Source organism: Streptomyces sp. NPDC003300 (assembly GCF_040610915.1).
Lineage (GTDB): Bacteria > Actinomycetota > Actinomycetes > Streptomycetales > Streptomycetaceae > Actinacidiphila.
Genome location: NZ_JBEXNE010000016.1, coordinates 108,960 through 131,880, shown reverse-complemented (window position 1 = coordinate 131,880; position 22,921 = coordinate 108,960). Strand labels below are relative to the sequence as shown.

Below are 22,921 nucleotides of genomic sequence, written 5' to 3'. Positions count from 1 at the left end.
GTGCCTCCCGGCACCGGGAACGGCCCACGACGCACGCATACCCCCGCACGGCACCGCCACGTACGAGCGACAGACAGCGACAGGGAGCACACCGCGATGACAGCGCCGCACGCCACCGGAGGGCTGCCCGGTTACGCCGAGCACTTCGAGGAGCCGGAGGGCTATCTCGACTTCGCCCGTTACGGTCCGCCCTCGCGGGACGTGCTGGCCGCGACGGCCGAGGCGCTGGAGAGGTCGGCCCACGCCGACCAGGACACGGTGAACGACCTGATGCGCGCCGAGCCCAGGGCGCGGGAGGCCGCCGCCCGGCTGGCGGGCACCGACGCGGCGCACACGGTGCTGCTGCCGAACACCTCGACCGGCCTGTTCCACGCGGCCTTCGGCCTCCCGGCGGGCACGGTGCTGGTGCCCGCGGGCGAGTTCCCCGCCAACCACTACCCGTGGCGGCGCAGCGCGGAGCTGGGCCGCGCCGTACCGCGCGTGCTGGAGCCGGACGCGCGGGGGCGCATCACCGCGGACGCCGTACGGGCGGCGCTGACCGACGACGTCGTGGCCGTGTCGGTCAGCGCCGTGGACTTCCGGACCGGCTACCGGGCGGATCTGGCGGCGCTGCGCGAGGTGATCGGCCAGGACCGGCTGCTGGTGGTGGACGCCATCCAGGGCTTCGGGGTGGCGGATCTGCCGTGGGCGACGGCGGACGTGGTGGTCGCGGGCGGCCAGAAGTGGCTGCGGGCGAGCTGGGCGACCGGCTTCGGAATCCTCTCCGACCTCGCGCTCGACCGTCTGGAGCCGACGCTCGGCGGCTGGACCGGCGTCGAGGACGCGGGCGTCTTCGACGACGTCGAGCACCCGCCCGCGCCCGGCGCCCAGCGCTGGAGCACCACCAATCTGAGCCCGGTCACGGCCGCCGCGCTGGCCACGGCGCTGGAGCTGGTGGAGGGCGTCGGCGTACCAGCCGTCGAGGCGCACATCCGCGCGCGGGTCGGCCAGTTCATCGACGCCGTCCGGTCCTGCGGCGGCGACGTCCTGTCCCCCACCGACCCCGCCGAGCGGGCCGGGATCGTCTCCTTCCGGCTGCCCGGCACCGACCCGCGGCACGTCGCGAAGGCCCTGCACGCGCACGGGGTCACGCCGTCGGTCCGTACGGACTCGGTACGGCTGTCCGCGCACGCCTCCACCCGGCTCGCGGCCGTCGACCGCGTCCGCGCGGCCCTGACGTCGCTGCGCTGATCCGGCGGCGGGCGGCCCCGCGCACGCGTGCCGCCCACAGCGGTTGTCCCCCCGACGTCCCCCGCGTCCCCCGTGCCGCCCCTGACGCGGAGGGCGTCGCGCCCACTCCCCGTGTGCTACACAGGGAGTAACCAAAGGGGCATTTTGCAGCAGCTCAAGCAGCACAGGCAGAACCCGCAGCAGCCGCACCTCACGCTCGGAATCATGGCGCAGACGCGCAAGGAGAACGAGCACCGTCTGCCCATCCATCCGGCCCACTTCGAACGCATCGACGCCGACCTGCTCGGCAGCATCTATCTCCAGACCGGTTACGGCGAGCACTTCGGTGTGCCGGACGAACAGCTCGCGCCGCTCGTCGCCGGTTTCCGGCGGCGCGAGGAACTGATCGCCGAGTGCGATGTCGTCCTGCTGGCCAAGCCGCTCCACGAGGACCTGGCGGAACTGCGCGAGGGCCAGGTCCTGTGGGGCTGGCCGCACTGCGTGCAGGACGAGAAGGTCACCCAGGCCGCGATCGACCGGCGGCTGACCCTGATCGCCTTCGAGGCGATGAACCACTGGCACCGCAACGGCTCGTTCAACCTGCACGTCTTCCACAAGAACAACGAGCTGGCCGGATACTCCTCGGTGCTGCACGCCATGCAGCTCACCGGGGTCACCGGTGACTACGGGCGGCGGCAGCGCGCGGTCGTGATCGGCTTCGGCGCGACCGCCCGCGGCGCGGTCACCGCGCTCAGCGCGCTGGGCGTGCACGATGTGGACGTGCTCACCGCCCGCGGTGTGACGGCCGTCAGCTCGCCCATCCACTCCGCGCGGATCGTGCACTTCGACCACGACGAGGCCGACGACACCCTCGACCCGCGGCGCAGCGTCGTCCTGACCGAGGACGGCCCGCAGCCGCTGGCCGAATTCCTCGCCGGGCACGACATCATCGTCAACTGCGTGCTCCAGGACACCGACGCGCCGCTGATGTTCCTGATAGAGGACGACCTGCCCAGCCTCGCGCCCGGCACGCTGATCATCGACGTGTCCTGCGACGAGGGCATGGGCTTCGCGTGGGCCAGGCCCACCACCTTCACCGACCCGATGTTCACCGTCGGCGACCACGTCCAGTACTACGGCGTCGACCACAGCCCGTCGTACCTGTGGAACTCGGCCACCTGGGAGATCAGCGAGGCGCTGCTGCCGTATCTGCGGCGCGTCCTGGAGGGCCCGGCGGGCTGGGACGCGGACGACACCCTGCGGCGGGCGATCGAGATCCGCGGCGGGACCGTGCAGAACCCCAAGGTGCTGGCCTTCCAGCACCGCGCCGAGGAGTATCCGCACGACCACGTCCCGGCACGGCCGTAGCCGTATCGCCGGCCGGGGCGCGTACGGCCTCGCGGTCGTCCGCGCCCCGGCCGGTCGGGGGCGGTCCGTCGGGGCGGTCCGTCAGGTGCGCCCGGTCGGGGGCGGTCCGTTCAGGTGCGGTCCGTTCAGGTGCGGTCCGCGCCGTACATCCGGGCGATGACGTCCTCGATGGCCGGTTCGCGGACCGACAGGTCCACCAGCGGGTAGTCGGCGGCGACCGCGGCGACCAGCGGGGCGGCGCTGGCCTGCGCGGGGAAGGCCAGCCACTGGCGGGGGCCCTCGACCTTGACGCAGCGGGCGCCCTCGACCTGGACCGGGGGCAGCTCGCGGGCGAAGTCCGCCACCAGGGTCCGCTCGCTCTCCCCGACCGCGTGCAGCCCGCCGAGGTCCCCGTCGTACATCAGGCGGCCGTGGTCGATCACCATCACCCGGCGGCACAACTGCTCGATGTCGGTGAGGTCGTGCGTGGTGAGCAGCACAGTCGTGCCGCGTTCGGCGTTCACCGTGCGCAGGAAGTCGCGCACCTTGGACTTGCTGATCACATCGAGCCCGATCGTCGGCTCGTCCAGGTACAGCACCTCGGGATCGTGCAGCAGCGCCGCCGCGATGTCGCCGCGCATCCGCTGCCCGAGCGAGAGTTGGCGCACGGGCACGTCCAACAGCGGCCCCAGGTCGAGGAGTTCGACGCAGGCCGCGAGATTGCGGGTGTAACGGGCGTCGTCGATCCGGTACATGCGGCGGACCAGTTGGTACGAGTCGCGCAGCGGCAGGTCCCACCAGAGCGTGGTGCGCTGGCCGAAGACGACACCGATCCTGCGGGCCAGCCGGGTACGGTCGCGCGTCGGGTCCAGGCCGCAGATCCTGATTTGGCCGCCGCTGGGGTTGAGGATGCCGGTGAGCATCTTGATCGTCGTGGACTTCCCCGCGCCGTTGGGCCCGATGTAGCCGACGATCTCGCCGCGCGGCACGGTGAAGGAGATCCCGTCCACCGCCCGCACCTGGCTGCGCACCCTGCGCAGCGCGCCCGCTTTACGGCGTACGTCGAAGACCTTCTCGACGCCGTCCAGCGCGATCACGGTGTCTGTGCCGGGTCCCGGCCCGCCCCCGGCACCTGTGGCGCCTGCTCCGGTGGCTCCCGTTCCCGCGGCTCCCGTTCCTCCGGTTGCTCCCGTTCCTCCGGTTGCTCCTGTGCGTTGCTCGATCACGGCCGTCTCAACTCCCTGTGCTGCGGTACGTACGAAGGGCCGCGCGCCAGGCGAGCCCGGCCAGGCCGCAGCAGAGCGCGGCGACCAGGGGGGAGGCGAAGTCGACCCAGCCGGGCAGGCCGAGCGGGTCGGGTTCGCCGAGGATGCGCAGGGCGGGCAGCCAGTTGACGAAGGCGAGCGGCACCACGAAGGTGACGCCGCGCACGAGGTCGCGGGCGAAGATGCCCGGCGGGTACTGGAGCATCGTGTTGCCGCCGTAGGTCACCGAATTCTGCACCTCGGAGGCGTCGCCCGCCCAGAACTGGAAGGCGCCGCCCGCCACGTACACCGCGCAGAAGATGACCGCGCCCGACAGCACCGTCACGGGCAGCAGCAGGACGGTGACCGGCGACCAGTCGATGTCCGCGTGCGCGACCGCCCAGCCGAGCACGATCAGACCCTGGGTGATCCGGCCCAGCCTGCGCAGCGCGAACCGGTCGGCGGCGACCTGCGCGAGCACCGGCACCGGGCGCAGCAGCAGCGTGTCGAGCGTGCCGTCCCTGATCCGGCGGCCGAGCCGGTCCATGGAGCCCAGCACCAGATCGGCGACGCCGAAGGACGTGCTCGTGGTGCCGTACAGGAACGCCACCTCGGCGAGGGTGAAGCCGCCGAGCACGGTGATGTGCGAGAACATCAGCAGGATCGTCACGAAGTCCAGGCCGGTGGCGGCGAAGTTGCCGAACGCGGTGAGGACGAAGGACGTCCGGTACGCCATCGTGGACCGCACCCACATGCCGACGATCAGCCGGTAGGTCCGCCACGTCTCACGGACGGTGAACCACGCGCCGCCGGCGGTGTCGTACGGGTCGACGGCCCCGACCGATTCGACGGAGCCGAAGCCCCCGAAGCCCTGGGCGCCGTCGAAGCCACGGGAGCCCCCGAGGCTCCGGCCGTCCTCGGCGCGCCCGGCGCCGTCGCGGACCGTGGATTCCTCAGCCACCCTGCACCACCACCCTGCGCGCCGCGACGGCCTGCAACGCGCGGCCGGTCAGCAGCAGCGCCGCCGCCCAGCCCGCCTGGAAGGCCAGCGCGAGCAGCGCGTCCGTCCCCCGGTGCCGCTCCAGCAGCACATCGGCGGGCACCTGGAGCATCGCCGCCCACGGCATCGACCGCGCGAGCGTGCCGAGCCAGCCCGGGAAGACGGTCAGCGGAAGCAGCATCCCGGAGAAGAACAGCCCGGCCAGGAAGGCGACCTGGCTGACGCCCGCCCCGTCCAGCAGCCAGAAAGCGCTCAGCGCCACCAGGAACCGCACCGCGAAACTCACCACCACCCCCAGTGCCACCGACACCAGGAACAGCAGCCAGGTCACCGGCCGCGTCGGCAGCGCCAGATCGAACGCCAGCGCCCCGCACACCATCGGCATCACACCGCGCCCCATCAGCTGGAAAGAGGCCCGGCCCAGATCCGCCGCCAGCCACCACCCCTGGAGGTCGGCCGGGCGGTACAGGTCCACCGCGATGTCACCCGACCTGATCCGCTCCATCAGCTCGTCCTCGAAGCCGCCGCCCATCAACGCCATCGTCTGGAGCAGCGCCTGCCCGATCCAGACATACGTCAGCGCCTGCGCCTCGGTGTAACCGCCGAGGTGCGGGCGCTGACCCCACAGCGCCACATAGCTGTAGGCGACAATGAAACCGAAGACCGTATTGGTGAAGACACCCGCCGCGGTCGCCGTCCGGTAGGTGGCGTAACGCCGGAAACCGCGCACCACCACGGCCCCGTAGAAGCCGCCCATCACTCACTCACCCCCGAAAAAGACGCAAGTCGGCGAGCCTAGTACGCGGCGAACCCCACCCACCACCGGTTTTCACCGCGGCGTTCCGCACCCCGGCGACCCACCCCAACGGGTGACACGCGTGCGCCGTCCGGCCTGTCACAGCCCTGTCACGGATGCGCGGCGTTGAACCCCGGCGGGCTAATGGTGCGACAGTGTTTGGCGGCGGCCTACGTAAGCGTACGTAACGATTGGTCCATCATGTTCCGCCGCGGACCAACCCCGGCAGCGGCGGAGGAGTCCCAACAGATATGAGCCACGAGCCGAAACCGACGACGGGCGAGCGGGCATGACCGGCGGGCAGGGCTGGGGACCGCGCCCGACGCTCACCGACCGCAGGGGACGGCCGCGCCGTACCGGCCTGCGCCGGCTGCTGCCGACCTGGCGCATGGTCACCGGCGGCGTACTCGCCGTCCTGATCGTCCTCATCGGCGGCTTCTTCCTCGGCTACGCGCTGGTCTCCATCCCCGACCCGAACGCCGCCGCCACCGCCCAGAGCAATGTGTACGTGTACGCCGACGGCACGACGGAGATCGCCCGCGACGGCGCGATCAACCGTGAGAACGTCACCCTCAGCGGCGTCGCCAAGACCGCGCAGCACGCCGTGCTCTCCGCGGAGGACCGGAATTTCTACCACGAGTCCGCCGTCAGCCCCAAGGCCATGCTCCGCGCCGCCTGGAACACCGCCACCGGCAAGGGCAGGCAATCCGGCTCCACCATCACCCAGCAGTACGTGAAGAACTACTACCTGAACCAGTCGCAGACCGCGGTCCGCAAGGTCAAGGAATTCTTCATCGCCATCAAGCTGGACCGCAACGAGACCAAGGACCAGATCCTCGAGGGCTATCTCAACACCAGCTACTACGGGCGCAACGCGTACGGCATCCAGGCCGCCTCCCAGGCGTACTTCGGCGTCAACGCCAGCGAATTGACGACCGCTCAAGGCGCCTATCTGGCAACGCTGTTGAACGCGCCCAGTGAATACGATCTGGTCGCCCACCCGGAGAACGCCCCGGCGGCGAAAGGCCGTTGGAACTACGTACTGGACGGCATGGTCAAGGAGGGCTGGCTCAGCCAGTCCGAGCGCAACGCGACGGTCTTCCCCGGCATCGACAAGCCCAAGCCCGTCGCCAGCAAGGCGGGCCAGCGCGGCTACATCATCGAAGCCGTCAACCGCTATCTCTCCGACAACCACATCGTCGACGCCGACACCCTGCGCCTGGGCGGCTACCGCATCGTCACCACGATCCAGAAGCCCAAGGAAGACGCCTTCGTCGCCGCCGCCCAGAGGAACATCTACGACCAACTCGGCCACAGGACCGTCGACAAGTACGTCCGCGCGGGCGGCGCGTCCATCGACCCGGCCACCGGCAACGTCGTCGCCCTCTACGGCGGCATCGACTACACCAAGCAGTACGTCAGCAGCGCCACCAACGCCACGTATCCGCCCGGCTCGACCTTCAAGCCTGTGATCTTCGCCTCCGCCGTCCAGCACGAGTCCTCGACGCAGGACAAGGAGCCGATCACCCCCAAGACGGTCTACGACGGCACCAACAAGCGCGAGGTGATCGGCCCGGACGGGCCCACCGGCTACAAGCCGGAGAACGAGGACCAGGGGTCCTACCCCGACATCACCGTCACCCGCGCCATGGACAAGTCCGTCAACGCCGTCTTCGCGCAGATGGCGCAGGACGTCGGCACCCGCAAGGTGATCGACACCGCGCACGACCTGGGCATGCCGGACGACGTCAAGATCCCCGAGACACCCGCGATGGCGCTCGGCGCCTTCGGGGCCAGCCCGCTGGACATGGCGCAGATGTACGCCACGCTCGCCAACCACGGCAAGGAGATCCCGTACTCGCTCGTCCTGAAGATCACCAAGGACGGCAGCGACGTGAGCCTGCCCAAGCGCGACGCCGTCCAGTCCGTGCCCCGCCAGGCCGCCGACACCACGACGTCCATCCTGCGCAGCGTCGTCGACAGCCCCGGCGCGACCGCGACCGTCGCCCAGGACTCCGGCTGGCCCTCGGCCGCCAAGACCGGTACGGCGGACGACGACATCGCCGCCTGGTTCGCCGGCTACACGCCCAAACTCGCCACCGTGGTCGCCGTGTTGGGCATGAACCCGGACAACGGCAAACAGGAGAAGCTGTACGGCGCGATGAATCTGCCGCGGGTCAACGGCGGCGGGCCGCCCGGCTCGGTGTGGGCCGACTACACGGCGGCGGCGCTCAAGGGCGTGCCCAAGCAGAACTTCTCGCTGGACGTGCAGAGCGGCCTGCCCACGCAGCCGCCCGCGACCACCGCGAGCCCGACCGACACCCCGACGTCGACGCCGCCCACGTCCGAGCCGCCGACCACCCCTCCCCCGACGACCACCGTGCCGCCCACCACGCAGCCGCCGACCACGGAACCGCCCACGACGCAGCCCCCGACCACCGAGCCGACCCCGTCCGACACGTTCAACCCGATCGGCGGGGTGACGGGCGGGACGAGTCCGGGCGGCGGGAGCAGTGGCGGCGGGGGCGGTGACGGGAGCGGTACGGCGGGGCCGGACGGGAACAGTTCACCGGGCGGGTGAGGAGGCCGGGCGCGGGGGGCCCGGCATGTGCGGGGGCCGGGCCGCGGGCAGGAACCTCAGCGGCCCGGCTCCGGGGAACCACCGGCCTCAGGGATTCCGGTCATCCACCGGCCTCAGAGAGTCCGTCATCCACCGGGCTCAGAGATACAGCCCGGTGGAATCCTCCGAGCCCTGGAGCCGCTCGGCGGCGACCGCGTGCAGATCGCGCTCCCGCATCAGGACGTACGCGACCCCGCGCACCTCGACCTCGGCCCGGTCCTCCGGGTCGTACAGCACCCGGTCGCCGACCTCGACGGTCCGCACATTCTGCCCGACGGCCACGACCTCGGCCCACGCCAGGCGCTTGCCGACGGCCGCGGTCGCCGGAATCAGAATCCCGCCGCCACTGCGGCGTTCACCCTCACCGCTGTCCTGGCGCACCAGAACGCGGTCGTGCAGCATGCGGATGGGCAGCTTGTCGTGCTGCTCGCTCTTCGAACTCTTCGAACTCACGGCCACGACGTTACCGGCGGCGCCGCCACACCGTGAGACCGGCCACCGCGGCGACCAGCGCCACCCCGGCGACCGCCGCCGGAATGACCCGCTCGGGGCGGGGCGCGCCCTTCTCGTCGACGAAGTGCGCACGCGTCCTGCCGACCGCGCGGTTCGCCGCCACGAACGCCTGCCCGACACTGCGGTCCACCGCGGAAACGGCCTTGGCCTTGGTGTCCCGGACAATCGTCACCGGGTGCACCCGTACCGCGATCTCGTCCAGCGTCGACGCCAGATCCTGCCGCCTGCGGGTGATCTCCGCCTCGATCTGGGCGGCCGTCCTGACTTCCGACCCTTCCGACACCGCGGTTCCTCCATCGCCTGATTCGGTAGCGTTCGGACAGTCTGTCAGTACGACGCGGCCCGCGCCCCGTCGGCACCCCCGAATGCGCCCCATTGCACAAGGAGTCTCCCTCATGTCCGAGCGCCTGGCCCCCGGCGACACCGCCCCCGACTTCACCCTTCCGGACGCCGACGGCAAGCCCGTCTCCCTCGCCGACCACCGCGGCCGCAAGGTCATCGTCTACTTCTACCCGGCCGCCCTCACCCCCGGCTGCACCAAGCAGGCGTGCGACTTCACCGACAATCTCGACGTCCTCGCCTCCGCCGGGTACGACGTCATCGGCGTCTCCCCCGACAAGCCGGAAAAGCTCGCCAAATTCCGCGAGAAGGAATCCCTCAAGGTCACCCTGGTGGCGGACCCCGACAAGGCCGTGCTCACCTCCTACGGCGCCTTCGGCGAGAAGAAGCTCTACGGCAAGACCGTCACCGGCGTCATCCGCTCCACCGTCGTCGTCGACGAATCCGGCAAAGTCGCCCACGCCTTCTACAACGTCAAGGCCACCGGCCACGTCGCCAAACTCCTCAAGGACCTCGCCGTCTGACGTGACCACGTATCCACGGACGCGGGGGCGGGTGTGACCACGTACCGCAGACCACACCGGGTCGATATCATGGTGAGGTTGCACGCGGCCGTGTCGTAACAGGCAGCCGAGCTGGGTTTAGATCCCAGTGGGAGAAATCCCGTGTGGGTTCGAATCCCACCGGCCGCACCATGTATGGCCTGCGATTCAAAGGTCGAATCGCAGGCCATTGTCATGCGCGGGGTCAGGCCAGGAGCTCCGCCACCAGGGGGGTCAGGGCGCGGAAGGCTTGGCCGCGGTGGCTGATGGCGTTCTTCTCCGCGGGGGTGAGTTCGGCGCAGGTGAGGGTGGAGCCGTCGGGCTGGAGGATGGGGTCGTAGCCGAAGCCGTTGGTGCCGGCGGGGGCGGTGCGCAGGGTGCCGCGGAGGCGGCCTTCGACGACGCGGGTGGTGCCGTCGGGGAGGGCGAGGGCGGCGGCGCAGGTGAAGTGGGCGGCGCGGTGGGGGGTGTCGATGTCGCCGAGCTGGGCGAGGAGCAGGTCGAGGTTGGCCGCGTCGTCGCCGTGCTTGCCCGCCCAGCGGGCGGAGAAGATGCCGGGGGCGCCGCCGAGTACGTCGACGCAGAGCCCTGAGTCGTCGGCGACGGCTGGCAGCCCGGTACCGGCCGCCAGCGCCCTCGCCTTGAGCAGGGCGTTCTCGGCGAAGGTGACGCCGGTTTCCCTGACGTCGGGGATCTCGGGGTAGGCGTCGGCTCCGACGAGGTCCACGTCCAGGCCGCTGTCGGCGAGGATCGCGTGGAGTTCGGTGACCTTGTGTGCGTTGCGGGTGGCGAGTACGAGGCGGCGGGTCATGGGGGAATTATCTCCGGCCGGATGCCGTGGCCGTTGAGGCGGTCGTGTGACGACGGTTCACGCGCCCCCTCCCCCGTGGCCGCGCCTCCCGGCGGGTGCGGCGCGCGTAGCTGTCAACACGCGGCAGCCGCCGGGAGGGTGGCGTCGAGCGGGGTTCAGGCGGTGGCCGCCAGGGCGGCTTGCTGGGCGGCGGTGAGGTCGGCGCAGCCGTTGACGGCGAGGGCGAGAAGGGCGTCGAGTTCGGCGCGGTCGAAGGGCTGGCCTTCGGCGGTGCCCTGGACCTCGACGAAGCGGCCGTCGCCGGTGCAGACGACGTTCATGTCGGTTTCGGCCTTGACGTCTTCTTCGTAGGCGAGGTCGAGGAGGGGGACGCCGTCGACGATGCCGACGCTGACGGCGGCGACGGTGCCGGTGAGGGGCTGGGCCTTGGCGCGGATGAGGCGGTTGGTCTGCATCCAGGTGACGGCGTCGGCGAGGGCGACGTAGGCGCCGGTGATGGCGGCGGTGCGGGTGCCGCCGTCGGCCTGGAGGACGTCGCAGTCGAGGACGACGGTGTTCTCGCCGAGGGCTTTGTAGTCGATGACGGCGCGCAGGGAGCGGCCGATCAGGCGGGAGATCTCGTGGGTGCGGCCGCCGATCTTGCCGCGGACGGATTCGCGGTCGCCGCGGGTGTTGGTGGCGCGCGGGAGCATGGAGTATTCGGCGGTGACCCAGCCCTCGCCGCTGCCTTTGCGCCAGCGGGGTACGCCTTGGGTGGCGCTGGCGGTGCAGAGCACGCGGGTGTCGCCGAAGGAGACGAGGACGGAGCCCTCGGCGTGCTTGCTCCACGCGCGCTCGATGGTGACGGGGCGGAGCTGGTCAGGGGTGCGGCCGTCGAATCGTGACATGCGCGTGAGCCTATCCGGGTGAGGCCGCCGCGCAGGACCGGGTGGGTCCGGGACCGCGGGGCCCGCCGGGGGCGCGGCCCGCGGCCGTCGGCGGGAACGGGGAGGACCGCGCCACGGGAGTGACGCGGTCCTCGGACGTTCAGCGCGGGCGCCGCGTCACATCATGTCTTCGATGTCCGCCGCGATCGGGTCCGCGTCGGTGCCGATGACGACCTGGATGGCGGTGCCCATTTTGACGACGCCGTGGGCGCCCGCGGCCTTGAGGGCGGCCTCGTCGACGAGGGAGGGGTCCCGTACCTCGGTGCGCAGCCGGGTGATGCAGCCCTCGACCTCTTCGATGTTGTCGAGTCCGCCGAGACCGGCGACGATCTTCTCAGCCTTGCTGGCCATCTCTTGTCTCCTGTTTCCCTGACCCACCGTGAGTCCGATATGTCACGGTAACGCACGGTTGGCCCAACTTCACGGGCGGTTGACCCCCGGGTGGACCACCATGGCGCTCAGCGGCGCCCCCCTGCCGGACGGGCGCCGCCTGCGTACAAGTGGTCTAAACCAATGTACGGCCACTGTACGCGAACGCCCGCAGGCAGCAGTCAGGGAGGACACCGAATGAGTTCGGCCACCGCGTCCGCGGCGCCCCGCAAACCCTGGTTGAGCGTGCTGTTCCAAGGGCTCCAGAAGATGGGCCGCAGCCTCCAGCTGCCGATCGCCGTCCTGCCCGCCGCGGGCATCTTGAACCGGCTGGGCCAGCCGGACGTCTTCGGCGCCGACGGCCTCGGCTGGGACCGGGTGGCCAAGGTCTTCGTCGGCGCGGGCGGCGCGCTGCTGGACGGCTCGATCGGTCTGCCGCTGCTGTTCTGCGTGGGTGTGGCCATCGGCATGGCCAAGAAGTCCGACGGCTCGACCGCGCTCGCCGCGGTGGCCGGTTTCCTGGTCTACAACGGCGTGCTGCACCAGTTCCCCAAGGACTGCGGGCCCGGCACCGTACTGTCGGCGGGCGCGTGCATCGCCAAGGACGGTACGGCGGCGGCGGCCACGTACCAGAACCCCGGCGTCTTCGGCGGCATCGTGCTCGGGCTGCTGACCGCATACTTCTGGCAGCGCTTCCACCGCACCAAGCTGGTCGACTGGCTCGGCTTCTTCAACGGCCGCCGCCTGGTGCCGATCATGATGGCCGGGGTCGCGATCGTCTTCGCGGTGATCTGCACCTGGGTCTGGCCGCCGATCGGCGACGCGCTGACCAGCTTCAGCAAGTGGCTGGTGGACCTCGGCGCGATCGGCTCGGGCATCTTCGGTGTCGCCAACCGCGCGCTGCTCACGGTGGGTCTGCACCAGTTCCTGAACACCTTCGTGTGGTTCCAGTTCGGCGACTTCACCAAGCCGGACGGCACGGTCGTGCACGGCGACATCCCGCGCTTCCTGGCGGGCGACCCGACGGCCGGGCAGTTCCAGACCGGCTTCTTCCCGATCATGATGTTCGCGCTGCCCGCCGCCGCGCTGGCCATCGCGCACACCGCCAAGCCGCACCGCCGCAAGGAGATCAGCGGCATGATGCTCTCGGTCGGCCTGACGTCGTTCGTCACCGGGATCACCGAGCCGATCGAGTACTCCTTCCTGTTCATCGCACCGCTGCTGTACGCCTTCCACGCGGTGCTGACCGGCGTCTCGATGGCGGTCTGCTGGGGGCTGGGCGCCAAGGACGGCTTCAGCTTCTCGGCCGGTCTGATCGACTACTGCCTGAACTGGAACCTGGCCACCAAACCCTGGCTGCTGCTGATCGTCGGCGCGTGTTTCGCCGTGGTCTACTACGCGCTCTTCCGCTTCGTGATCGTGAAGTTCAACCTGGCCACGCCGGGCCGGGAGCCGGACGAGATCGAGGCCGAGCTGGAGCAGGGCAACGTAAAGTAACGATTCGGCGTCGTAAAAGCCCCCAAGTCCCCGGACTTGGGGGCTTTTGTCATGTCACCCAGCGTGTGACTCATGGCACACGCAACGATCCGGAATCATGGATTCCTTTACGCCTCCCTCACGTGTTAAAACTGGTCTACACCACTGAGTGGTATAGACCACGGCGGCGGGCCGTCCCCTTCCATGCGCCCGCCTCACCAGGAGGAATCTGATGAGTACGGCCACCGGCACGGCGGCTCCCGCGAAGAAGCGGGGCTCCGGCCTGTTCCAGGGTCTGCAGAAGGTGGGACGGAGCCTCCAGCTCCCGATCGCCGTCCTGCCGGCCGCGGGCATCCTGCTCCGGCTCGGCCAGCCCGACGTCTTCGGCGCCGACGGTCTGGGCTGGGGCAAGGTCGCGACCGTCTTCGCCGAGGCCGGCGGCGCGGTCTTCGACAACCTGCCGCTGCTGTTCTGCATAGGCGTCGCCATCGGCTTCGCGAAGAAGTCCGACGGCTCCACCGCGCTGGCCGCCCTGGTCGGCTTCCTGGTCTACAGCCGGGTCCTCCAGGCGTTCCCGGTCACCGACGCGGTCGTCAACACCACCGCCAACAAGGGCGTCGACGTCGCGGCCACGTACAACAACCCCGGTGTCCTCGGCGGCATCCTGATGGGTCTGCTGGCCGCCGTGCTGTGGCAGCGCTTCCACCGCACCAAGCTGGTCGACTGGCTCGGCTTCTTCAACGGCCGCCGCCTCGTCCCGATCATCATGGCCTTCGTCGGCACCGGCATGGGTGTCTTCTTCGGCCTGGTCTGGAAGCCGATCGGCGAGGGCATCAGCAACTTCGGCGAGTGGATGACCGGCCTCGGCGCGGTCGGCGCCGGCCTGTTCGGCCTGATCAACCGCGGTCTGATCCCGGTCGGCATGCACCAGTTCGTGAACTCCGTCGCCTGGTTCCAGATCGGCGACTTCAAGGACGCCTCCGGCACGATCGTGCACGGCGACCTGACCCGGTTCTTCGCCCACGACCCGACCGCGGGCCAGTTCATGGCGGGCTTCTTCCCGATCATGATGTTCGGCCTGCCCGCCGCCGCGCTGGCCATGGCGCACACCGCGCGCCCCGAGCGCCGCAAGGCCGTCATGGGCATGATGCTCTCGCTCGCCCTGACCTCGTTCGTGACCGGTGTCACCGAGCCGATCGAGTTCTCGTTCATGTTCATCGCGCCGCTGCTGTACGCGATCCACGCCGTGCTGACCGCCGCGTCGATGGCCATCACCTGGGCGCTGGGCGTGCACGCGGGCTTCACCTTCTCCGCGGGCTTCATCGACTACGCGCTGAACTGGAACCTCGCCACCAAGCCGTATCTGATCATCCCGATCGGCCTGGTCTTCGGAGCGATCTACTACTTCGTCTTCCGGTTCGCGATCGTCAAGTTCAACATCCCCACCCCGGGCCGCGAGCCCGAGGAGGAGATCGAGGACATCACCAAGTGACGTACGGGCGCTGACAGTTCAGCCACCCGCGGCGGGTCCGGGACCGGATACGGTTACGGGCCCGCCGTCCGCGTTCCGGTCAGAGTTCGTAGACCGCGCCGGAGACGGCGAGTTCGACCGGACCTTCGAAGGCGGACTTGGCGTCACGCAGGTTGACCGAGGGGTTGGTCCACGGCGGGATGTGGGTGAGGACCAGGCGTCCGGCGCGGGCGCGGGCGGCGGCCTCGCCGGCCTCGCGGCCGTTGAGGTGCAGCTCGGGGATGTCCTCCTTGCCGTGCGTGAAGGACGCCTCGCACAAGAAGAGGTCGGCGCCGTCCGCGAGCCCGTCCAGGGCGGCGCAGGGGCCGGTGTCGCCGGAGTACGCCAGCGTGCTGCCCTCGTACTCGATACGGAACCCGTACGCCTCGACCGGGTGGCTGACCAGGTCCGTGGTGATGCCGAACGGGCCCAGGCGGAAGGCGCCGGGCTCCAGGGTGCGGAAGTCGAAGACCTCGCTCATGCACTTCTCGTCCGGCACGTCGCCGTAGGCGATGCTCAGACGGCGCTCGGTGCCCTCGGGGCCGTAGACCGGGATCGGGGCGGCGGGGCCGCCGTCGTGCCGATAGTAGCGGGCCACGAAGTAGCCGCACATGTCGATGCAGTGGTCGGCGTGCAGATGGCTGAGCAGTACGGCGTCCAGGTCGTACAGGCCGCAGTGACGCTGCAGTTCGCCGAGGGCGCCGTTGCCCATGTCGATCAGCAGCCGGAAGCCGTCGGCCTCGACGAGGTAGCTCGAACAAGCCGATTCCGCGGACGGGAACGACCCCGAGCAGCCGACGACGGTGAGCTTCATTCCTGGAAACACCTCCGTGGGCGCGCCACAGATCACCCCATTCCGGCTGGAGTGGGGGGATTGGCGGGACGGTCCGCCATGTCTTGAGAGGGTAAGGCGCGGGGGGTCCTCACGCGCCTCTCCCGCACCTCGTTGTGGGCGGAATCACCAGTACGGGGGGCCGCGGGGCCGGTTGCCGAACACCAACGCGGGCCCCCGCGCACCGGGGGGTGTCCTGGAACGCCGGACGGGCCGGCCGACGAGCGGTCAGGCCCAGAGCTGGCCGTGCAGGGCCGCGACGGCGGCCTCGGTGGACTCGGCGGTGTAGATGCCGGTCGAGAGGTACTTCCAGCCGCCGTCGGCGACGATGAAGACGATGTCGGCGCGCTGGGCGGCGCGGTGCGCCTTGGCGGCCACGCCGAGGGCGGCGTGCAGCGCCGCGCCGGTGGAGACCCCGGCGAAGATGCCTTCCTGCGACAGGAGTTCGCGGGTGCGGCGGACCGCGTCCTCGGAGCCGACGGAGAAGCGGGTGGTGAGCACGGACTCGTCGTACAGCTCGGGCACGAAGCCCTCGTCGAGGTTGCGCAGGCCGTAGACGACGTCGTCGTAGCGCGGCTCGGCGGCGACGACGGAGACTCCCGGCACCTTCTCGCGCAGGAAGCGGCCGACGCCCATGAGGGTGCCGGTGGTGCCGAGACCGGCGACGAAGTGGGTGATGGTGGGGAGGTCGGCGAGGATCTCCGGGCCGGTGGTGGCGTAGTGCGCGGCCGGGTTGGCAGGGTTGCCGTACTGGTAGAGCATCACCCAGTCGGGGTGCTCGGCGGCCAGTTCCTTGGCGACCCGGACCGCGGTGTTGGAGCCGCCCGCGGCCGGTGAGGAGATGATCTCCGCGCCCCACATGGCCAGCAGCTCGCGCCGCTCGGAGGAGGTGTTCTCCGGCATGACGCAGACGATCCGGTAGCCCTTGAGGCGGGCGGCCATGGCCAGCGAGATGCCGGTGTTGCCTGAGGTGGGCTCCAGGATGGTGCAGCCGGGCGTGAGGCGGCCGTCCGCCTCGGCCTGCTCGATCATGTGCAGGGCCGGGCGGTCCTTGACCGAGCCGGTCGGATTGCGGTCCTCCAGCTTCGCCCAGACGCTCACCTCGTCGGACGGCGACAGGCGCGGCAGGCGGACCAGCGGGGTGTTGCCGACCGCCGCCAGCGAACTGTCGTAACGCATCAGCGCGCGCCGCCGGCCACTGCCGGGAGGATCGTCACGCTGTCGCCGTCGGCGACCTTGGTGGAGATGCCGTCGAGGAAGCGGACGTCCTCGTCGTTGAGGTAGACGTTCACGAAGCGGCGCAGCTCGCCGCCGTCCACGACGCGGTCGCGCAGGCCCGCGTGCCGGGTGTCGAGGTCCGCGAACAGCTCGTCCAGGGTGGTCCCGGCGCCTTCGACGGCCTTCTGGCCGTCGGTGTAGGTGCGGAGGATGGTCGGGATGCGGACCTCGATGGCCATGACTGCGCTCCAGTGAGTGCGTGCGTACGACGACAGGGGCGGGGCGGGGCTGCGGTGCTTCAGCGGTCGTGCGGGGTGCGTGCGGAAGCGGGCGCGGGTGGTCAGGCGCCCTGACACGCCGCACTGGTGCGGCGGCACAGGTCGACGTGCAGCCGCGCCACGAGCAGCGTGCCCGGCGCCTTGTCACTCACGTCGAAGAGAACCATGGGGTCATCGTATCGATTCCCCCTGGTGGGCCGAGACGGCCGTCCCACGATCCGGACCGTCAGACGTAGGAGTCCACGACCTGTACGGGTTCTTCGGTGACGACACCGTCCACGATGCGGAACGAGCGGAACTGGAACTCCTCCGCGAGCGAGACCAGCACGTAGTGCGCGCCGGGTTCCTGGGCGAGCGAGATGTCGGTACGGGAGGGGTACGCCTCGGTCGCGGTGTGCGAGTGGTAGATCACCACCTGCTCCTCGCCGCGCTGCCGCATCTCCTTGTCGAGCCGGAGCTGCTCCATCGAGTCGAACTCGTAGAAGGTGGGTGAGCGGGCCGCGTTCAGCATGGGCACGAACCGCTCGGGGCGGTCGCTGTCCTCGGGGCCCGCGACGACCCCGCACGCCTCGTCGGGGGCGTCGGCCTCGGCGTGCGCGACGATCCGGTCGTACAGGTCCTGGGTGATGGTGAGCATGCGGGAAAAATAACAGGGGCCGCGCGCTCACGGCCTGGTGGTCGGGGCCCAGCGCTCACGGGCCGGTGGTCGGGGCCCAGCGCCTACGGCCCGGTGGTCGCGGTCGCGGCGGCGGGGGTGGGGGCGGGCGCCAGGTGGGCCCTGCGGGCGAAGGCGGCCGGATTGCGCCGCTTGAGCAGCGCGTAGCCGCCGGCCAGGAGCGCGAGCCACAGCGGGACGCCGTACAGCGAGATCCGGGCGTCGGCGTCGGCGCCGATCAGCACCAGCACCAGGACGAGGAAGGCGAGCGCGAGCCAGCTGGCGACGGCGCCGCCGGGCGCGGTGAACCAGGCCGCCGCCGCGCGCCCGTCCTTGACCGCGGCGCGGTAGCGGATGTGCGAGGCGAGGATCACCCCCCAGGTCCAGACGGCGGCGACGGTCGCGAAGGCGGTGATGTACGTGAACGCGCCTGCGGGGTCGACGTAGTTGAGCCACACGCCGGTGCCCATCAGGGCGACGGAGACCAGGGTGCCGGTGGCCGGGGTGCGGCGGGCGGTGAGGCGGGTGAAGACCCGCGGGCCCTGGCCGTTGACGGCGAGGTCGCGGAGCATGCGCCCGGTGGAGTACATCCCGGAGTTGCAGGACGACAGGGCGGCGGTGAGCACCACGAAGTTGACGATGCCCGCGCCGAAGGGGATGCCGATCCGGGCGAAGGCGGCCACGAACGGGCTGACGCCGGGCCGGAATTCGGTCCAGGGGACGACGCAGAGGATGACGGCGAGCGCGCCGACGTAGAACAGGCCGATGCGCCAGGGAAGGGTGTTGATGGCCTTGGGCAGCGTCTCGCGGGGGTTCTCGGCCTCGCCCGCGGTGACGCCGACGAGTTCGACGGCCAGATAGGCGAACATGACGATCTGGAGGGTGAGCAGCGAGGAGCCGACGCCGTTGGGGAAGACCCCGCCGTCGCGCCACAGGTGGCCGACCGAGGCGGTGTCACCGGCCGCGGACACCCCGAGGGTGAGGACGCCGACGCCGATGAGGATCATGCCCGCGATGGCGGTGACCTTCACCATCGACAGCCAGAACTCGACCTCGCCGAAGAGCCGCACGGAGATCAGGTTGGCCGCGAAGAGCAGGACGAGGAAGCCGAGGGCGGCGGTCCACTGCGGAATCCAGGGCCACCAGTACGCGAGGTAGGTGGCGGCGGCGGTGACCTCGGCCATGCCGGTGACCACCCACATCAGCCAGTACGTCCAGCCGGTGACGAAGCCCGCGAAGGGGCCGAGGAATTCGCGGGCGTAGTCGGCGAAGGAGCCGGACACCGGGCGGTAGGTGAGGAGTTCGCCGAGCGCGCGCATGATGACGAAGATGGCGACGCCCGCGACGGCGTACATCAGGACCAGGCCGGGGCCCGCCTGGTGGATGGCGCGGCCCGCGCCGAGGAACAGGCCGGTGCCGATCGCGCCGCCGATGGCGATCATCTGGATCTGGCGGCTGCCGAGGCCGCGCGCGTACCCCTCGTCCCCCGCCGGGGCCTCGCCCGCCCCGTCCCGCCCGTCCGTTCCACCCGTCACGTCCGACACGTCCGTCATGCCGGATTCGTACCACGTGCGGTACGGCGCCGCCCGTCGGCGGCCGACGGTCCGTCAGGTCGGGTGCGGGCCGGATGAGGGGCGGATACGGGGCGGATGAGGGCCGGGGGCGGGTGGGCGCGGCTCGGGCCCGGCTGAAGCGAGGTCCGCGCGGGGCTCAGGTGAGGGCCGGGCGCGGCTCAGGTGAGGGCTTCGAGCAGGGTCTCCTGGAGCAGGCCGAACCACTGGAAGGCGAGCATCAGCGGCTTGCGCGGGTCCTCGTCCGGCAGGTGGTACAGCTCGCTGCGCTCGTCCTCGCTGACCTCCAGCCGGGCGCCGATGGACAGCCGCAGGTCGTTGAGCGTGCCGAGCCACTGGCGGGCCTCGTCGGCGCTGAGCCGGATCAGCGGGCCGCCCGCGTCCAGCGCGCGCAGCACGGCGAGGGCGTCCTCGCGCTTGCGGGCACGCAGGTCGTTCTCGGTGAAGCGGCGGAATTCGGCGGCGTCGGCGGTCTCCTCGTACGCGCTCGGGAAGAGCCGGGCCAGCGCCGGGTCCTCCGGGGGCTTGGTGGGGCCGTCGGCGAAGAGCGCGGCCAGCGGGTCGTCGTCGGCCTCCGCGGGCTGGTTGCCCGGACCCACGAGTTCGAGCAACTGCGCGGTGAGGCTGCGGAGGATGGAGATCTCCACGGTGTCCAGCTCGATCGCGGCGCCGCCGCCGCGGACCCGCTCGAAGTAGCCCGCACGGGCGCGGCGGCCCATCAGCGGTCCTGCGTCAAGGTGGCCCACAGGCCGTATCCGTGCATCGCCTGCACGTCGCGTTCCATCTCCTCGCGGGTGCCGCTCGACACCACGGCGCGGCCCTTGTAATGGACGTCTTCCATCAGCTTCTTGGCCTTGCCCTTCGAGTACCCGAAGTAGGTCTGGAAGACATACGTCACGTAGCTCATGAGGTTGACGGGGTCGTTGTGGACGAGGGTCACCCACGGCACGTCCGGCGCGGGAACCTCGAAAGGCGCTTCGCTCGCTTCGGGACGCTCGACTTCTACTGGCGCGACACTCACAGGTTCCATGCTGCCGCTCCTGTGGTGCCTCGCACAAATGGGCGTGCGCGGCACCGCCGAATGGGGGGTTTTGCGCCCGCGCGGAATCCGCCGGTGTGCGGCGCCGCACACTTGCCCCGAGAAATCGTCACTCTGACGAGTATTGGGGGTAGCATCCTCGCCATGAGCACAGCAGACCTGGGACTGCCGGTGGACGTGCCGTCCACCGCCCTGTTCACCGACCGGTACGAGCTGACGATGCTGCGGGCCGCCCTGCGCAGCGGCGCCGCGCAGCGCCGCTCGGTCTTCGAGGCGTTCACCCGCAGGCTGCCCGAGGGGCGCCGCTACGGAGTGGTCGCCGGCACCGGCCGGGTCCTCGACGCGGTGGAGAACTTCCGCTTCGACGAACCCGTGCTGGAATTCCTCGAGCGCGAGGGCGTGGTGGACTCCGCGACCCTCGACTGGCTGGCGGGCTACCGCTTCACCGGCGACATCTGGGGATACCCGGAGGGCGAGGTGTACTTCCCCGGCTCGCCGATCCTGCGCGTCGAGGGCACCTTCGCCGAGGCCGTGCTGCTGGAGACGGTCATCCTGTCGATCCTCAACCACGACTCGGCGATCGCCGCGGCGGCCTCCCGGATGGCGGTGGCCGCGGGCGGCCGTCCGCTGATGGAGATGGGCGCCAGGCGCGCCCACGAGCTGGCCGCGGTGGCCGCCTCGCGGGCCGCGTACATCGGCGGCTTCGGCTCCTCCTCCAACCTCGCCGCCGGTTTCCGGTACGGCATCCCGACCATCGGCACCAGCGCGCACGCCTTCACGCTGCTGCACGACACCGAGCGCGACGCGTTCACCGCCCAGGTGGACGCGCTCGGCCGCGGCACGACGCTGCTGGTGGACACGTACGACCTCACCAGCGCCGTGCGCACCGCCGTGGAGATCGCCGGGCCCGAGCTGGGAGCGGTCCGGATCGACTCCGGCGACCTGCTGCTGCTCGCCTACCGGGTGCGCCAGCAGCTCGACGACCTCGGCGCCAAGGACACGAAGATCGTCGTGACCTCCGATCTGGACGAGTACGCCATCGCCTCGATGGCCGCCGCGCCCGTGGACGCCTACGGGGTCGGCACCTCCCTGGTCACCGGCAGCGGGCACCCCACCTGCTCGATGGTCTACAAGCTCGTGGCCCGCGCCACCTCCGACGACCCCGACGAGCCGCTGGTCTCCGTCGCCAAGAAGTCCCTCGGCGGCAAGACGAGCGTCGGCGGCCGCAAGTGGGCCGCCCGGCGGCTCGACGAGGACGGCGTCGCCGCCGCCGAGGTGGTCGGCACCGGGGCCGTGCCGCCCGAGCTCGCCGACCGCCAGCTCCTCGTCCCCCTCGTCCGCCACGGCGAGGTCATCGGCCGCGAGCCCCTCGACTCCGCCCGCGCCCGCCACATCACCGCTCGCGCGGGCCTTCCCCTCTCCGCGACCCAGCTCTCCCGCGGCGAGCCCGTCCTCCCCACCGAACTGATGTGACCCCCGCGGGGGCGCCCCCTCAGGGGCGCGAGGAACCGCGCGAGCGGCCCGTCGACGGCTGAGCGCGCGGTTCCCCGCGCAGCGGGGAGGGCAACGTCTTACGTTGGGGGGAGCGCACCCCTAGGCTCGGGACCGTTTCCACACTTTCCGCCGGAAGGGCAAAATGCACCGCGCATTGATCGTCGTCGACGTGCAGAACGACTTCTGCGAGGGCGGCAGCCTCGCGGTGACCGGCGGGGCCGACGTGGCCGCGGCGATCACGGACCTGATCGGGGAGTCGGCGGGCAGCTACCGGCACGTCGTCGCCACCAGGGACCACCACATCGACCCGGGCTCGCACTTCTCGGACCGGCCGGACTTCGTGACGTCGTGGCCGGTGCACTGCGTCGCGGGCACGGAGGGCGCGGGGTTCCACCCGAACTTCGCGCCCGCGGTCGCCTCCGGCGCGGTGGACGCGGTCTTCGACAAGGGGGCGTACGCGGCGGCGTACAGCGGCTTCGAGGGCCTGGACGAGAACGGCGCGGCGCTGACCGGCTGGCTGCGCGAGCGCGGCGTCACGGAGGTGGACGTGGTGGGCATCGCCACCGACCACTGCGTGCGGGCGACCGCGCTGGACTCCGTACGCGACGGCTTCACGACCCGCGTGCTGCTCTCGCTGACCGCGGGCGTGGCGCCCACGACGACCGACCGGGCGCTGGTGGAGCTGCGCGAGGCGGGCGTGGAGCTGACCGGCGCCCCGGTGGTCGCCGGCTAGCGCGGAGTACGGTTCAGCTAGCGCGGAGTACGGTTCAGCGCCGAGATCGGGTGCCACAGCTCGGTGCTGGCGCCGACGTCCCCCTTGCCGCGGTATTCGCGCCAGACCAGGCCGTCCGGGTGGTGCAGGACCGCGGTGACCTCGTCGGGCGTGGGCGGCTCGGCGTTGCCGGTGAGCCGGGCGCCGCGGAAGCCGAGGTTGCTGAGCCGGGTGAGGGCGCGCTGCCGGTTCTGGGCGTGCACCACGACCCGTACCGTGCGTTCGGGGCACGCCGGATGCGGCAGGCCGAGTGCGACGACGACCGTGCCGCCCGGGAGCTTGGTGAATCCACCGACCGCCATGGTCACATCATCAGCCGTTCGGCCGCCGCCCACCAGAGGACGACGGCCGAACGCGGGA

25 protein-coding genes and 1 tRNA gene are annotated in these 22,921 nt (G+C 71.0%); 9 read left to right on the top strand and 17 right to left on the bottom strand.

Translation table 11 applies throughout. From position 1 onward, the window contains the following. The first annotated feature begins 96 nt into the window (after window positions 1-96). Window positions 97-1,230, top strand: coding sequence for an aminotransferase class V-fold PLP-dependent enzyme (locus ABZX65_RS23270; protein ID WP_355343128.1), 1,134 nt, complete (start codon window positions 97-99; stop codon window positions 1,228-1,230). Between the two features lie 204 nt (window positions 1,231-1,434). After that, window positions 1,435-2,577, top strand: coding sequence for a N(5)-(carboxyethyl)ornithine synthase (locus ABZX65_RS23265; RefSeq protein ID WP_355343125.1), 1,143 nt, complete (start codon window positions 1,435-1,437; stop codon window positions 2,575-2,577). 125 nt (window positions 2,578-2,702) lie between these two features. Here the strand turns inward: ABZX65_RS23265 and ABZX65_RS23260 are convergent, their stop codons facing one another. The 3 genes from ABZX65_RS23260 to ABZX65_RS23250 all read right to left on the bottom strand — a co-directional run bounded on the left by ABZX65_RS23260 (window position 2,703) and on the right by ABZX65_RS23250 (window position 5,557). Continuing rightward, entirely contained in the window at window positions 2,703-3,653 is a 951-nt protein-coding gene (locus ABZX65_RS23260; RefSeq protein ID WP_355343122.1) for an ATP-binding cassette domain-containing protein, read from the bottom strand. A 136-nt stretch (window positions 3,654-3,789) separates the two neighbouring features. Continuing rightward, entirely contained in the window at window positions 3,790-4,554 is a 765-nt protein-coding gene (locus ABZX65_RS23255) for an ABC transporter permease (RefSeq protein WP_355343292.1), read from the bottom strand. Window positions 4,555-4,753: 199 nt separating this feature from the next. Further along, window positions 4,754-5,557, bottom strand: coding sequence for an ABC-2 family transporter protein (locus ABZX65_RS23250; protein ID WP_355343119.1), 804 nt, complete (start codon window positions 5,555-5,557; stop codon window positions 4,754-4,756). A gap of 328 nt (window positions 5,558-5,885) precedes the next feature. On the opposite strand from ABZX65_RS23250, the gene ABZX65_RS23245 reads away from it, so the two are divergent. Continuing rightward, window positions 5,886-8,177: a transglycosylase domain-containing protein gene (locus ABZX65_RS23245; protein ID WP_355343116.1), complete on the top strand. Its 2,292-nt coding sequence runs from the start codon at window positions 5,886-5,888 to the stop codon at window positions 8,175-8,177. Between the two features lie 138 nt (window positions 8,178-8,315). Here the strand turns inward: ABZX65_RS23245 and ABZX65_RS23240 are convergent, their stop codons facing one another. Together ABZX65_RS23240 and ABZX65_RS23235 are read right to left on the bottom strand one after the other, a co-directional pair. After that, window positions 8,316-8,618 carry a co-chaperone GroES gene (locus tag ABZX65_RS23240; protein WP_188282170.1) on the bottom strand — a complete coding sequence of 101 codons (303 nt, stop codon included), beginning with the start codon at window positions 8,616-8,618 and terminating at the stop codon, window positions 8,316-8,318. A 61-nt stretch (window positions 8,619-8,679) separates the two neighbouring features. Beyond that, window positions 8,680-9,012 carry a DUF3618 domain-containing protein gene (locus tag ABZX65_RS23235; protein ID WP_355343113.1) on the bottom strand — a complete coding sequence of 111 codons (333 nt, stop codon included), beginning with the start codon at window positions 9,010-9,012 and terminating at the stop codon, window positions 8,680-8,682. Window positions 9,013-9,124: 112 nt separating this feature from the next. On the opposite strand from ABZX65_RS23235, the gene bcp reads away from it, so the two are divergent. Both bcp and ABZX65_RS23225 read left to right on the top strand, forming a co-directional pair. Then, a complete protein-coding gene (bcp, locus tag ABZX65_RS23230; protein WP_355343110.1) occupies window positions 9,125-9,592 on the top strand; it encodes a thioredoxin-dependent thiol peroxidase in 468 nt (155 codons plus the stop codon). Window positions 9,593-9,676: 84 nt separating this feature from the next. Next, a tRNA-Leu gene (locus tag ABZX65_RS23225) sits at window positions 9,677-9,763 on the top strand. A 52-nt stretch (window positions 9,764-9,815) separates the two neighbouring features. Here ABZX65_RS23225 and rdgB read toward each other — a convergent pair. The 3 genes from rdgB to ABZX65_RS23210 all read right to left on the bottom strand — a co-directional run bounded on the left by rdgB (window position 9,816) and on the right by ABZX65_RS23210 (window position 11,698). After that, window positions 9,816-10,421: an RdgB/HAM1 family non-canonical purine NTP pyrophosphatase gene (rdgB, locus tag ABZX65_RS23220; protein ID WP_355343107.1), complete on the bottom strand. Its 606-nt coding sequence runs from the start codon at window positions 10,419-10,421 to the stop codon at window positions 9,816-9,818. Window positions 10,422-10,576: 155 nt separating this feature from the next. Then, on the bottom strand, window positions 10,577-11,308 hold the full coding sequence (rph, locus tag ABZX65_RS23215) for a ribonuclease PH (protein WP_355343104.1): 732 nt from the start codon (window positions 11,306-11,308) through the stop codon (window positions 10,577-10,579). Between the two features lie 156 nt (window positions 11,309-11,464). Next, the gene (locus tag ABZX65_RS23210; protein WP_188282159.1) at window positions 11,465-11,698 is read right to left on the bottom strand and encodes a PTS glucose/sucrose transporter subunit IIB; all 234 of its coding nucleotides are present in this window, start codon (window positions 11,696-11,698) and stop codon (window positions 11,465-11,467) included. A 216-nt stretch (window positions 11,699-11,914) separates the two neighbouring features. On the opposite strand from ABZX65_RS23210, the gene ABZX65_RS23205 reads away from it, so the two are divergent. Continuing rightward, entirely contained in the window at window positions 11,915-13,213 is a 1,299-nt protein-coding gene (locus tag ABZX65_RS23205) for a PTS transporter subunit EIIC (protein ID WP_355343101.1), read from the top strand. 211 nt (window positions 13,214-13,424) lie between these two features. Further along, window positions 13,425-14,684, top strand: a complete 1,260-nt coding sequence (locus ABZX65_RS23200) for a PTS transporter subunit EIIC (RefSeq protein ID WP_355343098.1) — start codon at window positions 13,425-13,427, stop codon at window positions 14,682-14,684. Between the two features lie 79 nt (window positions 14,685-14,763). Here the strand turns inward: ABZX65_RS23200 and ABZX65_RS23195 are convergent, their stop codons facing one another. The 8 genes from ABZX65_RS23195 to clpS form a co-directional block, all read right to left on the bottom strand. Then, on the bottom strand, window positions 14,764-15,516 hold the full coding sequence (locus ABZX65_RS23195; RefSeq protein ID WP_355343095.1) for an MBL fold metallo-hydrolase: 753 nt from the start codon (window positions 15,514-15,516) through the stop codon (window positions 14,764-14,766). A 246-nt stretch (window positions 15,517-15,762) separates the two neighbouring features. Further along, on the bottom strand, window positions 15,763-16,713 hold the full coding sequence (locus tag ABZX65_RS23190) for a cysteine synthase (RefSeq protein ID WP_355343092.1): 951 nt from the start codon (window positions 16,711-16,713) through the stop codon (window positions 15,763-15,765). Next, the gene (locus ABZX65_RS23185; RefSeq protein WP_188282154.1) at window positions 16,713-16,991 is read right to left on the bottom strand and encodes a MoaD/ThiS family protein; all 279 of its coding nucleotides are present in this window, start codon (window positions 16,989-16,991) and stop codon (window positions 16,713-16,715) included. The genes ABZX65_RS23190 and ABZX65_RS23185 overlap by 1 nt, the downstream gene beginning before the upstream one ends. 101 nt (window positions 16,992-17,092) lie before the next feature. After that, a complete protein-coding gene (locus tag ABZX65_RS23180; RefSeq protein WP_317452711.1) occupies window positions 17,093-17,197 on the bottom strand; it encodes a putative leader peptide in 105 nt (34 codons plus the stop codon). A 59-nt stretch (window positions 17,198-17,256) separates the two neighbouring features. Further along, window positions 17,257-17,667: a M67 family metallopeptidase gene (locus tag ABZX65_RS23175; protein WP_355343087.1), complete on the bottom strand. Its 411-nt coding sequence runs from the start codon at window positions 17,665-17,667 to the stop codon at window positions 17,257-17,259. Window positions 17,668-17,750: 83 nt separating this feature from the next. After that, entirely contained in the window at window positions 17,751-19,238 is a 1,488-nt protein-coding gene (locus ABZX65_RS23170; protein WP_355343084.1) for an amino acid permease, read from the bottom strand. Between the two features lie 179 nt (window positions 19,239-19,417). Then, window positions 19,418-19,975: a DUF2017 domain-containing protein gene (locus ABZX65_RS23165; protein ID WP_355343289.1), complete on the bottom strand. Its 558-nt coding sequence runs from the start codon at window positions 19,973-19,975 to the stop codon at window positions 19,418-19,420. Then, window positions 19,975-20,286 (bottom strand): ATP-dependent Clp protease adapter ClpS, encoded by a 312-nt coding sequence (gene clpS / locus ABZX65_RS23160; protein WP_188282151.1) that lies wholly within the window; start codon window positions 20,284-20,286, stop codon window positions 19,975-19,977. The genes ABZX65_RS23165 and clpS overlap by 1 nt, the downstream gene beginning before the upstream one ends. Window positions 20,287-20,439: 153 nt before the next feature. Between clpS and ABZX65_RS23155 the strand changes: the two genes are divergently transcribed. Both ABZX65_RS23155 and ABZX65_RS23150 read left to right on the top strand, forming a co-directional pair. Continuing rightward, the gene (locus ABZX65_RS23155; RefSeq protein WP_355343081.1) at window positions 20,440-21,768 is read left to right on the top strand and encodes a nicotinate phosphoribosyltransferase; all 1,329 of its coding nucleotides are present in this window, start codon (window positions 20,440-20,442) and stop codon (window positions 21,766-21,768) included. 163 nt (window positions 21,769-21,931) lie between these two features. Continuing rightward, complete coding sequence (locus ABZX65_RS23150) at window positions 21,932-22,522, top strand: isochorismatase family protein (protein WP_355343078.1); 591 nt, start codon at window positions 21,932-21,934, stop codon at window positions 22,520-22,522. Between the two features lie 17 nt (window positions 22,523-22,539). Here ABZX65_RS23150 and ABZX65_RS23145 read toward each other — a convergent pair whose 3' ends face one another. Continuing rightward, window positions 22,540-22,863, bottom strand: a complete 324-nt coding sequence (locus ABZX65_RS23145) for a hypothetical protein (protein ID WP_355343075.1) — start codon at window positions 22,861-22,863, stop codon at window positions 22,540-22,542. Window positions 22,864-22,921 lie beyond the last annotated feature (58 nt).